Genomic DNA, 14013 nt, shown 5'->3' on the forward strand with positions numbered 1-14013 from the left:
ACTGAGAAGTTTAATCAAGAAGCTGATCTAAAATTGAACTTCTCAGGTGGAGAGAATTAAATGACAACGGCTTCTTTACCTACGAAGCGCACAATCGCTCCCAATAAATCATCCTCGCGGTACGGCTTACCAAAATATTCATTTACACCCAACTCCTGCGCGTAATTGCGATGCTTATCCGCAGTACGTGAGGTAATCATGATAATAGGGATATGACTGGTACGTGCATCACTGCGTACGTTGCGCGTCAAATCGAAGCCATCCATGCGTGGCATTTCAATATCTACCAGCATGACATCGGGAGTAACCGACTGCAATTGTTCCAGCGCATCAATGCCATCTTTTGCCAACACAACCTGGTAGCCTTCACGCGTCAACAAGCGTTGTGTCACCCGGCGTACAGTCAACGAATCATCCACCACCATAATGGTGTGCTGAGTCCGCAAACCTTGTACTGGGACCGATTGGACTTTACTTGGCTCGGTATTGAGATTAGCGACGGCACCCATTTCTGGATTTTCTGGCGTTGGTGTTGCACTAGGATGGCGAGCATGTTCGTGCTCCATTCTATATGCCAAAGGCACAGGATTAAGGATTAAAACAATTTCGCCTGAACCCAACACCGTTGCGCCAGCAATACCTGCCATACGCGCTAATTGTGGTCCAATATTTTTAACCACAACCTCGCGGTTACCGACGATATCGTCAACATGAATTGCGACGCGCTCAGCACCACTCTTCATAATCAATAAAGGAGTGTATTGTTGAGAAGTCGGTGCAACTTCATTCTCACCAAGCAAGGTAGACAAATAATGCATGGCAACGCGATTGCCTTGCCACATGATTGCGCCGTCGTTATAGGCATTAGCTAATACAGCCGATTTCAGTTGCTGTACTTGCTCTACCAAGACGGACGGCACTGCAAATGTTTTTCCACCTGACTTCAAAATAACCACTTGAGTCACAGCCAAAGTCAGTGGTAAGTGAATAGTAAAGTGCGCACCTTTACCCTCGACAGAAGTTACTTCAACCCGACCGCCTAAGGATGCCGCTTCGGAGCGAACTACGTCCATGCCAACACCACGCCCGGCTAACTCGGTTACTTCGTTGGCAGTTGAGAAGCCAGGCTCAAAAATCATGTTGACGGCTTCAGCATCACTAGCGCTTTCGTCATAGCCAAGCAAACCTACCGTTTTGGCTTTTTCGCGGATACGTGCCAGATTCAAACCTTGGCCATCATCAGTAAAGTGGATCACCACTTCGTTACCTTCCTGACGAATTTCAACTAGCAACTCACCTGTTTCTTCTTTTCCATTTTGACGACGTGATTCGCGTGACTCAATGCCATGGACAATAGCGTTACGTAACAAATGTTCGAAAGGTCCAACCATTTTTTCCAACACGCTACGATCGATCTCAACTGAGGTGCCACGAATATCTAAATTGACGCGCTTATCAACCTCTTTTGAAGTCTGACGTGTCACACGATATAAACGCTCAGAGATACTAGCAAAAGGAATCATACGAACACGCATCAGATCCTGCTGCAAATCACGCGTCAGGCGCGCTTGCACATGCAAGTCATTGGATGCATTGTCAATCGTACGAGTCAAGTTATTTTGCACAGTAGATACGTCGCTGACGCTCTCTGCCATCATCCGTGTCAGTTCTTGCAAACGGGTAAACCGGTCGAATTCTAATGGATCAAATTCACGATCACCGGACATCGCCATACGCGATGTAATTTGCGTTTCTGCCTGAATTTCTACTTCACGCAATTGATCGCGCAAGCGATTTACGTTATCGGTCAATTCAGTTAACGAAGTACGTAAGGTGCTTACTTCATTTTCTAGTTTGGAGCGAGAGATAGAAACTTCACCGGCCTGATTGACCAGACGATCCAGAATATCTGCCCGTACCCGCACCAACGGCACCGGTGCTGCGGGTGTTGTAGCCGCTGGCACAGTGGTACGAGGCGTGGAACTGACCGCTTTATTAAATGACGGACTGGAAGACTGCAGCGGCAAAATCGAGGTCAGGCTTACCAATTCTCTTGGTGTTTGCACTACTTCAGCAACTGGCGCACTCAAAGTCTCTTGGAACTGATCTAGCTCTTGCGCTGCTGTAAGTGGTGCTGCTGGCGCTTGTACTTCGACCGCATTTGGATTTTGCAAACGGTCAAACAATTGCATGCTGTAATCGTGTCGCATCAGCAGATCATCCATCAAGGATAATCGTGCCACCCCGCCAGCACCTGCGTGCATCAGGTTTTCAAGGCGAGTTTCCATATCATGAGTGTGCTGACCCAATTCCATCGCACCAGCCATCCGAGCACTACCCTTGATTGTATGCATCAAACGCAGAATAGATTGTGGTACCGCGATCTCTTCTGGTTGCTGCTTCCAAGTACGCAATAGCTGCCCAACCATAGGCAACAAATCGTGACCCTCTTCGATAAATACTGGCAGCAAATCAAGATCGAGATCATCTTTAATGCGTAGATCAGGATCTGAGCTCAATACCGCAGGTTCGTATGCGCTGGCAACAGTAGCGTCTACCAATAAATCTGCAGGCGCTGGGGTCTCCAGCGGCTGCGCTATAACTTCTATGATTTGAACTTCCGGCTCTGGGTCTGGCTCGCTCCACTCTAGAACTGGAGGTGAAGCCAAGGTAGCTTGATGAGTATCCTCAACTACCGGCATCTCAGCAACTTCTAACACGGGGTGCTCAGTAGCAACTAAGTCTTGATTGCCTAAAGATGCAGTTAATTCAGGGACATCATGCTGCGAAATATCAACAAGAGAAGTATCTGCATTTTCTCCATGTACTTCAGAGGCTTCAAATTCAGTGGTTTCAGCAGAAACATCCTCTGCAGTATCGATTGAATTTTCTACGAAAGAATCGGACTGAGCAGCTAAATCCTTAGTCTCAACAATATCAGGTGATTCGCTAAGGTCGTTTAAATCAAGTTTTTCATTTGTGGATGTAATGAACTCATCATCGGCACCAGCATCTGACCGCCCGATAATTGCTTGCAGCAATTTCTCTAATTGACGTACTTCAGTTGGCGCATGCTCAGCCATTTCTGATAAGGCAAACTTTTGCAGCATCGATTTAACAGCATCGACGCTGTGATCTACTACGTCATATTCAGCATTATCTAAAGTGACAGGGTGGCGTTCCAAGCGCTGCAAAACCATTTCTAAACAATGCGCTAATTCTTGCACCGCTTTCAATCCGACAGTAGCAGAACTACCAGCCAAAGAATGTGCTGCATGAACTGCGTGCTTAGATACTGGGCGATGTGGCTCGTGTCGCCATTCTGCAAAGTCCTGCGCCAAGAAACGAACAATTTCATCCGTCTCTGCCATGTAAATCGTGTGTAATGGCAAACTAATTTCGATATCGCCAATACGTTTGACATTATCATCTTGCGTCGATAAAGGCTTGGACAAATCAGGGAATTCAATAATTTGAGCACTGCTAGTGCCGATCAAATTATCAGTCAATGCAGTGGCATGAGCTGTATCTGCAGATTCGCTAACTTGATTAGTATCTTGAGTATCGGCGACCTGATCAGGAGCATCTAAATTCGTTACGTCTAGGTTGGCAGAATTTAAGCTTGTCGAATCTAACTTACTGTCGTCCAAGTGTTCGGCTAGTGGCAAAACAGGCAAAACATCGTCAACATTTAAATCAGGAAGATTGTCCGCATTCGGAGACGCAACCAGCAAATCATGCGAAGGCTCGTCTAATATTGGACTGTCCTGCTCTTGCAACTCGGCATGTGCAGGTATTTCTGCCACAAAAGCGGCCAAGTCAGCATGCTCAGTCAATGCCTCACTATGTAAATCGTCCGCCTCGTCCTCGAGTGCGATCGCTTGGATTACTTCCTCTACTGACTCGTGTTCAGTCGCAGAGGTATTTTCCTCTACAACCTGAGTAGCTACTATCTCAGAAACTTCAGGCTCAGCATCGATACTTTCTTGTAACGCTGGGGTGCCAACTACTTCATTTGCTATTTCACTTAATGGCGTAGCTTGCCGCTCTTCTATATATGAATAATCTTGTCCCGCCTTCATCCTCTCAGCAGCGGCAATAACAGCATGACCATTTCTCGTTGAGTAGCCAGATTGCTTTAAATCTTCTACCCATACAGTTAATTCATCCGCAGCTTTATCAAGCAATGCATATAAATTTTCATTACCGTTTCGCGACTCAGATAGCCACAGATTCATCACCTGTTCTATGCTCCAGGCGGCCTCACCAAAGACGGTCACACCAACCATCCGCCCACTTCCTTTTAGAGTATGGAAAGAGCGACGCAAGCTAGTCAGGTCTTCTTGATTATTTGGATTGTGTCTGGAGTGAGGCACAGTCTTGCGGACAAACTCTAATACTTCATCCGCTTCTGTCAGGAAAATTTCCAATAACTCGGCATCAATTGCCTCATCACCTTCAGGCAATTCAGGTACATAAGTTGGCGTAGATTCAGTGACTGTATGCGTCGTCGCTGCAACGATGTCGTTCAAAGAATCTTGCGACATCGTCGCACCGGCCTTATCTAACAAATTAATCGCAGCATTGGCTCTAGTATTCGCATTTGCATCGTCCAACAAAGCAGCAACCGAACGCTCAGACTCCAGTGAGTCTTTTAATTGTGCTTGAAGCTCGAAATTACTAGGCTGCTCCACCAAAGAAGCAACTAGCATGTCGGATTGATGCTGTTGATTTAACAGCTCTTGTTCCGCAGTAACGACGTCAGCTAAATGACTTGTACTATGATTGATTTCAGCAACTTTAGTTGAGTCAGAAGACGACAGAGCTATATTGAGTGAGGTAGGTAGTAATTCTTTGTCAGAATTTTTGTCTAGCAGTTTCGTACGCAGTAAACCTGCATCCGGATCGAAATTGAATTTTTTCTTTGCGGTATCAGGCTGCGATTGTAATATTTCGATAAAAAATGACAAGGCTCCAATGTTTTGAGCCACATTTTGATATGCATTCTTAGCATGCTCAGTGCCAGCAAGTCCGGCAAATTGTCCTATCACTTTACGCGTATGCTCTACAGCAAGCATCACATCATCTTGATCCAAAATAGCTAACGCGCCACCGATCTGGTGCAAAATTGGGTCTACTGGAGTCAGTGCCTCTAAACTATTAGGATCGCGGAAATATTCATCCAAGACTTTTTCAACCTGGCGCAAACTGGACTGCATCTCGGCAACCAAGACTGACATCGTCTGTCTTTGTTGGGCCTCTCTAGAAATCTCACCCATCCATGCCGCTTGGGTAGGTGGCTCGTCTCCAGACACTAACGACAATAGGCGCGCCGTAATTTCATCTGCACGCTCTGAGAAGTGAGCCGGTAAGCGAGTAATATGGTCTAAAGCATTCTCAACAAATAACAAGCTTGTAGCTAACTCAATGCCAATCTTACTATTATCTGAAGTATGCGCGGCGTGACGCGAAATACCGCTCAATTCGCGTAACAGCTTGGACAGTGAAGACGAATTAAGCTGCGAACAGCTATCCGCTAGATCTTTCATTTTTTGTGAAAAGCGATCCGCAACGCTCATGTCACCGTTAGCAATTCTGCTCCACAAATTTTTTAAATTTGCAACTTGTTCTTTGGCCGTTACCAGAATATTTGCAGGAATTTCCCCGTAGTTCTTTTGATCATAATCGAGCGGAACTTGATTATCTAATTGGTAGGCACGACGAATTTGCGCAACAAATTCAGAGGGCTGATCAACCTGCGCGATGAAAAACAGGGCATCGCGTAATAAGCGCTCAGGAATGCTAGAGACACCGTCAACCAAGCGACGTATCTGTAAATTAATACGTCCGAAAATTTGTTTTACATACTGTTCATTTTTTATCAGGCCTTTAGCTACCGCTTCTGTAAAGCCGCGCATTACCAACCAAAAGGCTTTCGTCTGAGGAGTTGTTTGTACTCGCTCTACCTCAGCAATCAAATCATGCATGGTTTGCACAGCTTGCAACTGCTGTACATTATCTTTGTTGGTTAATACCACAAGCAAAAGTTTCTCAAACCGCTGTCTGAGATGACTGTAATCAACCTTAACGATGTTAGAGCCTAGCGTCAGCTCAGGAATATGTTCTTGAACTGACAATGAAGGAAAAAACAAATCAGCAGGATGGATTCTTTCAGCACCTTTTAGTTGCAGCAAAGCACGGTAGTATGGAAACAAGCGCACAGGTTGGTGAGCACCGCCAGATAATAAGTCTTCCAGATAACGCAAAATAGCATGAAAAGCGTCGTTGATCACATCAACGTGCGGTTGTGACATACCTAACTGTCCTGTTTGCAGTCGTTCGACCAGGTCTTCTATTGTCTCCGTAACGATAGAGACACCGTCGATATCAACAATTTGCAAAGCGCCATGCGCCTGATGCAAGTAGCTTTTAGCATGCAAGAGCATAGTGGATTTGCTGTCGCTATCTTGGACAACCGCATCCGACAGTAATTTTCCAGCACTGGTTATGGCTTCGCGAACTTCCCCCATCACCCAAGATAGTGGGCCAATGTCAAACTGGTCATGGGAAGTTTCTTGCGAATTTGAAAAATCAGATGTCATGCGTACCCCGCAAACTCAAAGGGAGATAAACCTTCGCTTATCGCCGTGCATTTATGATTTGACTGCATATGCACATCAATACACATATTTATAAAACAGCCATTAGCTGAAGAAGTTAGCGAACAAAATTAGTTACGTAACTAAGCAGCAACTCGGAAGCGAGATACCGAGTTTCTAAGTTCTTCAGCCAACATCGACAATTCACTAATAGAATGCGCAGTTTGTTGCGTACCGCTCTGAGTTTGCTCTGTGATCGTCAAAATATGTTGAATATTTTGCGCAACGCCATTCGCAGAAGTCGCTTGCTGCTCGGTCGCCAAAGAAATGCCTTGAATCAGTTCCGCTAAACGATTAGAAACGCTCCGAATTTCAGACAAGGCCGTACCAGCAGCATCGGATAGCTTCGCTCCCTCAACCACACCTTGTGTTGATTTTTCCATCGCAGCAACCGCATCATGCGTATCCGTTTGAATCGTACGAACCAGCGCACCAATCTGCTTGGTCGCTTCAGCTGAACGTTCCGCCAGTCGCTGAACCTCTTCCGCAACCACCGAGAAGCCTCGACCTGCCTCACCTGCTGAAGCTGCCTGAATCGCCGCATTCAACGCCAAAACATTAGTTTGTTCGGTAATATCGGAAATCAGCTCTGTGATCTCACCAATCTCTTGTGAGGATTCACCCAGTCGTTTAATTCGTTTGGATGTTTCTTGAATTTGCTCGCGAATCTCGTTCATACCTTTGATCGCATTTTCCACCGCATGGGAACCTTGCTCTGCCGCAGCAACGGATTGACGCGCAACCTCGGCCGATTCATTAGCTGAGCGTGATACATCAGTAATATCCTGCGCCATTGTCACAACGATTTGACCCGCATCAGAAATCTCACGTGATTGTTGCTGTGATGCTTCCAGCAAATCGTTTGAAATACCTTGCGCATGATTCGATGCTGAAGTAACTTGCGCTGCTGTTGACGTTACACGACCAACCAGACCGCGCAACTCTTCCACCGTGTAGTTAACCGAATCGGCGATCGCGCCAGTAATGTCCTCTGATACCGTTGCCTGAATCGTCAAGTCACCATCCGCAACTTCTTGCAATTCATTCATTAACCGTAAAATCGCAGCCTGATTTTGGTCATTTGCAGCTTTTGCTTCTTCCTCTTGCTTTTGCGCCTGCAACATTTGTGCCCCAGCTTCAACCCGACGTTCATTCGCTTCTTTTGTACGATTACGACTATCTTGCAACAGCACTAACGCAATGCCAGCAGCCGATAACAACGCGAATACCGCACTAATCAACATCAATATAAAATAGATACTGGTTGAATCTTGCTGTGCGGTGTACGTTTTTTGCAACTTAGTAAGCTTTTGTTTTAAGTCTTCGTTCTCATTAAACAATAATTGCTCTGACTGTTTAGCAGCAATAAAATTTTGCAGATTACCTAGAATGCTGGAAACTGATGCTTGGTACTCCGCAAAAGATTTTTGCAGCTCTAGCAGTTTCTCATGTGTATCTGCATCTTTTGTTGCTGTAAGGCGTAAAACCTCACTGCCGTTCAAAAATCCATCCACTAGGTCGCGGAAAGTATTGGTATCTTTACTTAACAAGAATGCTGTTTCGGGATTAACACCCTCGGAGGTCAAGAATTCATTTGCGCTACGGGCAAGACGTTGCGTCAACATCACTAACTGACCAGAGGCAGAAATTTCACGGGAACTACCACCACCTTGCACTTTTAATGTAGAGATTTGTTCAGTTAATTCCAATAAACCACCAGATAACCCATTCAGTTTTTGTAACGTCTGGCCGAAACCTGTCAGCTCTTTACGCAACTTCATAATCGTATCAGCGGCTTTATCGGAGTTCTTCCAAGCTTTTTGAGTATCTTTCAATACCGGCTCAAGCGTTGAATCTGGCCTACTCACGTCACGGCCTTGATAAGAACCACCGTTCAACAAAATATTCAAATCGTTATTTAATTCCCGGCGGCTTTCATCCAATTGCTTAAACGCAGCTGGATTACCTTGGATCGAGTTTGGTGCGGCTTTACCGATACGCTGGGAATGCATCAGCGCCTCACCCGCAATTTGCGCTTGAGTAGAAATCAATGTCGACTGCGTGGAGTTTAAGTACACGAAAAGAGCAACAGCTAAGAGTGATGCAATCATCAAAATCAACAATACGCGAATCTGTCGTTGCAGAGGCAAACCACCAATCAGAGGCAGTCTTATATCGCCACCTTTTTCAATTACATCGCCGATAAAAGTTGCATCAGCATGCGCTACCGCAGATCGCTCAGCAGGTGCTACAGCGACTTGATCCGGCTGTAAATCTTCTTGCAAAGTTTCTGCAGTATCAGACGGGAGCATTTTTACATTACTTGCCTCTTCAATCGAATCGGCAGCATCATTTAACTCCCGAACGCCCGATTCAGCTAAGTCAAGCTCTTGATCTTGTTTTTTCTTTGACAAGGACGGTAGTTTAAATGCCATTACTAGGTCTCCTAAACGATTGAGAAGCGGCCAGCTATACTTTATGAGAGCTGACGAATTACAAAATTACAAACCAACCTGCAGAAATTCTTGGCTCTGGACCAAGGCAGCAAGACTCAGCGAGATCCAGACATTTGCATCTTTGTCACGATATTTCTTTACTACCCATGGTTTATCGCCGGGTTCACCACCATTATCTAATACCAGTTGCTCTTCCATATCAGTAGCGTTGCGCAAGCCCAACACTTGTGACACTAATAGCCCGCTATTGAAAGATAAGCTAGGTGCAAAAGCGACTACACGGCAACTATTATCAACATTGGTAACATCACGACCTTCGAACCGCCCCAAGTCGACGACACTGGTCAAGCTACCCCGTATGTTTGACAAACCCAAATACCAGTCTTTAGTCAGCGGCACCTTAGTCATCGTGCCAGCGGACACGATTTCACCCGCCTCACGCAGATCTAGCAAATAGCGTACCTGACCTATCATAACGCCCAGTTGACTAGCGCTGGTGCGAGTGCCAGTTTGTGCGGCTTGCATACGCTCAACCAACTGAGCTTGAAACTCCCGCAAACGGGTACGGCGTAAGGCCTTATCGGGTCTTACACCATCTAAGCGTGTCACCGCTGCAGGCGGGTCTATGTCACGAGGTGTTTGGTCCATAAATTTCTAAGGTGATTATCGGAAAAGTTCAATAACGTGAACGATTAACCAAGAGCGGCGATTTTCGCCAATAACTCTTGTGGGTCGATAGGTTTTACCAAATAGTCACGCGCGCCTTGGCGCAAACCCCAAATGCGATCGGTTTCTTGATTTTTACTAGTGCAAATGATCACAGGGACGTCTTGTGTCTCAGGATCGCGGGCAATTGCGCGCGTGATCTGAAAACCATTTTGACCTGGCATCACCACATCCATCAAAATCAATTGTGGCTTGTCCGCCTTGATTTTTGTCAGAGCTTCTTCGCCGTTTTCTGCGGTAGAAACTGAGAAGCCGTTTTTGACTAGAATATCAGTCAAGAAATAACGCTCAGTTGGAGAGTCGTCCACTACCAGAATTTTTTGTATAGCCATTTTATTTCTACCTCAATATTCTTACTTTGAAATCATTTGGATGGAGTACCAGAAGTGTAGTTACGAACTGTCTTGAGCAAACTGTCTTTCGTAAAAGGTTTGGTCAGATACTCATCGGACCCCACCATAGCGCCACGCGCCCTGTCAAACAAGCCATCTTTAGAGGACAGCATGATCACTGGCGTGTCACGGAATCTGGCACTTTTTTTGATCAATGCGCAAGTCTGATAACCGTCCAGTCTTGGCATCAAAATATCGCAAAAAATCAGATCAGGGTGTGAGTCATTAATTTTAGCTAAGGCATCGAAACCATCTTCTGCCAAAACAACTTTGTAACCCACTTGCCCCAAAAAAATCTCTGCCGACCGGCGAATCGTACTGCTATCGTCGATCACCATAATTTTCAAGCTTTCATTACCTGTCAAGGTTGACATAAGATTATCTCTAATAAACTGCGTTAAAAATCATCTACCACTGTAACAAAAAATAAGAAACTTGCGACACTTTTTCCGTGAATAAACATTCAACTACAACAGCAGGCGCCAAATGATTCAAAAATTTATCTTTTAAATAATTTTAAGTTAAGCTTGAGTAGCTTTACATCGCCACCATTTCGAAATCTTCTTTACGGGCGCCACATTCAGGGCAAGTCCAGTTCATCGGCACATCGTCCCAACGTGTTCCGGGCGCTATGCCCTCGTCAGGCAAACCGGCTTCTTCGTCATACACCCAACCACAAATCAGGCACATCCAAGTCTTAAATTCTGCAGTTGTTGTTTGTTTATCGCTCACGACCAAAACCCTTCAATCAAGTAAAATACGAGGACTGCCGTACGAATCTTTTGCTACTAAAGCACATCAAATACGTGCCATGAGTACAGAATATCGTGCAATCATCTCCACAAAGTCGCCTATATTAATCTACCCACCGTGCAAAACCAAATTTCTCCTCTCATTCTTACGTTTGGTGCTTCGGATCCCGTATCTGGTATCGGCATACAAGCAGATTTAGCCTCATTCGCTGCGATGGGCTGTCACGGCTTGCCTGTGATCACTGCGATTCTGGTTGGAGACACCTCACAAATTGACGATGTTCACCCGATGGAAGCCGATCTGGTGGTTGACCAGGCACGGACGATTTTGGAAGATATGCCAGTTATCGCGTTTAAAGTTGGCCAAATCACCAGCGTAGAAAATGTCACCGTCATTGCGGAGATCGTGTCTGATTATCCCGCCTTGTCATTGGTACTTGATCCGTTTAATTCTGGCATGCCAGACGACCCAGAAGCTGAGGATCTGTTATTAGCCATCCGTGAATTGTTGATACCTCAAGCGACCGTACTAGTGCTTTCCGCAGTAGAGCTATCTCGTTTAGCAGAAACCTGGCGCGAGCCAAACGAAGTAAGCGAATCCGTTGAATACGGTGGATCTGGTGACTCGAATACCGAAACTAATATCGACGACGAGATGTTCGCCGATGTCATGACCTTGATCGAATCCGGTTGTGAATACGTGTTTGTCACTGGCACACCGACCACCACCAATGAAGTAGCTAATATTTTGTTTAACGACGCAGGCATTGTCCGTAATGACCATTGGCAGAGGGTCACTGGCTCACACGTTGGCGCAGGTACGACTTTGTCAGCCAGTATTGCCGCGTTGTTAGCGAACGGACTTGAGATCCCCGAGGCAGTTTTAGAAGCGCAAGAATTTACGCTAGCTGCCATTAGTCACGCCCAACGGCTGGGTATGGGCAGGTTAATTCCAGATCGTTATTTTTGGGCTAAAGAGCCTGAATAATCTGAGGTCTTGCCATAACTTTCTTACGTCTGGATTTTACTGACTCACCATTTCTTTTTAATTGCGGCTCGCTTACCTCACATTAAATATTTTTTGCAGTAATCGCCGCTAACCTAATTACACCCTATTCATCTTTTTACGCAACTATGACAAATACCAACGACAGTCTCTTTTTACGCGCACAAAAAACCACTCCCGGCGGCGTCAACTCCCCTGTGCGTGCGTTCAAATCCGTGGGCGGTACACCACGCTTTATCAAACGTGCAGAGGGACCCTATTTTTGGGATGCAGAAGATCAGCGCTATATCGACTACATCGGCTCTTGGGGACCCGCCATCGTTGGTCATGCACATCCGGCTGTCGTCAAAGCGGTACAAGAAGCTGCTACACGCGGACTCAGTTTTGGTGCTCCAACCGAAGGCGAAATCGAGATGGCAGAAGAAATCTGTCGCCTCGTGCCCTCAATAGAACAAGTGCGACTGGTCTCCAGCGGCACCGAGGCAACGATGAGCGCATTGCGTCTGGCTCGCGGTGCGACCAAGCGCGATAAGATTATTAAGTTTGAAGGCTGCTATCACGGTCATGCCGATTCACTTTTGGTAAAAGCTGGCAGCGGCCTGCTCACCTTCGGCAATCCGACTTCCGCCGGCGTGCCAGAGGATTTCACCAAGCATACCTTGGTGCTCGACTACAACAATCCGCAACAGCTGGAAGACGCCTTCAAAGCCTACGGTAAAGACATCGCCTGTGTGATTGTTGAGCCGATTGCAGGCAACATGAATCTGATCAAAGCCACGCCAGCATTTTTACAAACCATGCGTCGCCTGTGTACCGAATACGGCAGCGTATTAATTTTTGATGAAGTCATGTGCGGCTTCCGTGTTGGCTTGGGCGGAGCACAAGCGCTGTACGGCATTGACGCAGACATCACGGCCTTAGGCAAAGTCATTGGCGGCGGGTTGCCAGTGGCGGCGTTTGGTGGACGCGCAGATTTAATGCAACACATGGCACCGATTGGCGGCGTTTATCAGGCAGGCACTTTGTCTGGCAATCCGGTTGCTGTAGCTGCCGGCATGACTACACTCAAACTGGTACAAGAGCCTGGCTTCTATGAAAATCTGACCGCGCAAACCCGCAAATTAGTGGAAGGTTTAAGCGCTGCGGCGAACGAAGCAGGCATCTCATTTTGTGCAGATTCAGAGGGCGGCATGTTCGGCCTTTACTTCGCCGCCGAGGTTCCAACGACTTATGCTGCGATGATGGCCAGCGATAAAAACCGCTTCAACCGCTTCTTCCATCTGATGTTGGACGCCGGCGTCTACCTGGCACCGTCAGCTTTTGAAGCAGGCTTTGTGTCAGCACAACATGACGATGCGGTCATCGCTGAGACGATTGCTGCGGCGAAAAAAGCGTTTGCGGAACTAGCGAAGTAATGGCCTCCGAGGTTACAGCCTTTGTTTAGCAAACTGAATAAAGTTAATATAAAACAGAACACTAAAATAAAAAGAGGACTAGGTTCATGCAGCATCCTGAAAACCTAAAAATCCAGGAACAAACACGCCAAAAGCGTATTGTCTATGTCATTACAGGCTTATTCGCTGCTGTAATGCTGGGTTTAGGTTTACTGGCGATTTTTTCTGGTCATTTTGCGGGTACTACTAAACGCGGCCAACTCTTTAGCGCGGATGGATTGACTGCCCAATGGATGGGCGGTGTGCAGATATCCTTGGGCATGATGATATTAACAATTGTTATGCCGAATAAAACCGCAGCATTGCGCTGGGGAGTTATTTGGGCAATATTATTTTTAAGCTGTTTATTTGCCGCGATCTGTAGCAAATGACATCGAGACAGCAATGAAGTATTAGTTTATTTTGTCTACTAAAAGCTAGTAATTCGATGTGGATATGTAGGTGAGGTTTTAACCCCCACGCGTTACACTCACAAAGGGAAATTTGAGTTAAACCGAGAATCCCCTTTTGTGTCGACAAAAAAATTAAGTCTCGCGTCAATCTGCATTACACAATAGATTAAATATAT

General features: G+C 46.1%; 9 protein-coding genes. 3 read left to right on the top strand and 6 right to left on the bottom strand.

The genetic code is table 11. The features are described 5' to 3' along the window. Positions 1–56: 56 nt before the first annotated feature. The 6 genes from QN395_RS08685 to QN395_RS08710 all read right to left on the bottom strand — a co-directional run bounded on the left by QN395_RS08685 (position 57) and on the right by QN395_RS08710 (position 10923). Complete coding sequence (locus QN395_RS08685; protein WP_323492021.1) at positions 57–6602, bottom strand: Hpt domain-containing protein; 6546 nt, start codon at positions 6600–6602, stop codon at positions 57–59. 140 nt (positions 6603–6742) lie between these two features. After that, entirely contained in the window at positions 6743–9094 is a 2352-nt protein-coding gene (locus QN395_RS08690; protein ID WP_322121368.1) for a methyl-accepting chemotaxis protein, read from the bottom strand. Positions 9095–9160: 66 nt separating this feature from the next. Then, entirely contained in the window at positions 9161–9763 is a 603-nt protein-coding gene (locus QN395_RS08695; protein WP_323492022.1) for a chemotaxis protein CheW, read from the bottom strand. A gap of 44 nt (positions 9764–9807) precedes the next feature. Continuing rightward, positions 9808–10173, bottom strand: coding sequence for a response regulator transcription factor (locus QN395_RS08700; RefSeq protein ID WP_262837714.1), 366 nt, complete (start codon positions 10171–10173; stop codon positions 9808–9810). 32 nt (positions 10174–10205) lie between these two features. After that, positions 10206–10607 carry a response regulator gene (locus QN395_RS08705; RefSeq protein ID WP_322121366.1) on the bottom strand — a complete coding sequence of 134 codons (402 nt, stop codon included), beginning with the start codon at positions 10605–10607 and terminating at the stop codon, positions 10206–10208. Between the two features lie 163 nt (positions 10608–10770). Continuing rightward, positions 10771–10923 (bottom strand): rubredoxin, encoded by a 153-nt coding sequence (locus QN395_RS08710; RefSeq protein ID WP_322121697.1) that lies wholly within the window; start codon positions 10921–10923, stop codon positions 10771–10773. 180 nt (positions 10924–11103) lie between these two features. Here QN395_RS08710 and QN395_RS08715 point away from each other — a divergent pair, with 180 nt between their 5' ends. The 3 genes from QN395_RS08715 (at position 11104) to QN395_RS08725 (ending at position 13816) form a co-directional block, all read left to right on the top strand. Then, on the top strand, positions 11104–11973 hold the full coding sequence (locus tag QN395_RS08715; RefSeq protein WP_323492023.1) for a hydroxymethylpyrimidine/phosphomethylpyrimidine kinase: 870 nt from the start codon (positions 11104–11106) through the stop codon (positions 11971–11973). A gap of 146 nt (positions 11974–12119) precedes the next feature. Then, entirely contained in the window at positions 12120–13406 is a 1287-nt protein-coding gene (hemL, locus tag QN395_RS08720; RefSeq protein ID WP_323492024.1) for a glutamate-1-semialdehyde 2,1-aminomutase, read from the top strand. Between the two features lie 86 nt (positions 13407–13492). Then, positions 13493–13816 carry a hypothetical protein gene (locus QN395_RS08725; protein WP_322121363.1) on the top strand — a complete coding sequence of 108 codons (324 nt, stop codon included), beginning with the start codon at positions 13493–13495 and terminating at the stop codon, positions 13814–13816. Positions 13817–14013 lie beyond the last annotated feature (197 nt).

This window comes from Undibacterium sp. RTI2.2 (assembly GCF_035018705.1).
Taxonomy (GTDB): Bacteria; Pseudomonadota; Gammaproteobacteria; order Burkholderiales; family Burkholderiaceae_D; genus Undibacterium.

What these genes read in the sequence shown, in the direction of transcription:
- QN395_RS08685 (WP_323492021.1), bottom strand. Translation starts at nt 6,602, where the DNA reads ATGACATCTGATTTTTCAAATTCGCAAGAAACTTCCCATGACCAGTTT.
- QN395_RS08690 (WP_322121368.1), bottom strand. Translation starts at nt 9,094, where the DNA reads ATGGCATTTAAACTACCGTCCTTGTCAAAGAAAAAACAAGATCAAGAG.
- QN395_RS08695 (WP_323492022.1), bottom strand. Translation starts at nt 9,763, where the DNA reads ATGGACCAAACACCTCGTGACATAGACCCGCCTGCAGCGGTGACACGC.
- QN395_RS08700 (WP_262837714.1), bottom strand. Translation starts at nt 10,173, where the DNA reads ATGGCTATACAAAAAATTCTGGTAGTGGACGACTCTCCAACTGAGCGT.
- QN395_RS08705 (WP_322121366.1), bottom strand. Translation starts at nt 10,607, where the DNA reads ATGTCAACCTTGACAGGTAATGAAAGCTTGAAAATTATGGTGATCGAC.
- QN395_RS08710 (WP_322121697.1), bottom strand. Translation starts at nt 10,923, where the DNA reads ATGTGCCTGATTTGTGGTTGGGTGTATGACGAAGAAGCCGGTTTGCCT.
- hemL (WP_323492024.1), top strand. Translation starts at nt 12,120, where the DNA reads ATGACAAATACCAACGACAGTCTCTTTTTACGCGCACAAAAAACCACT.
- QN395_RS08725 (WP_322121363.1), top strand. Translation starts at nt 13,493, where the DNA reads ATGCAGCATCCTGAAAACCTAAAAATCCAGGAACAAACACGCCAAAAG.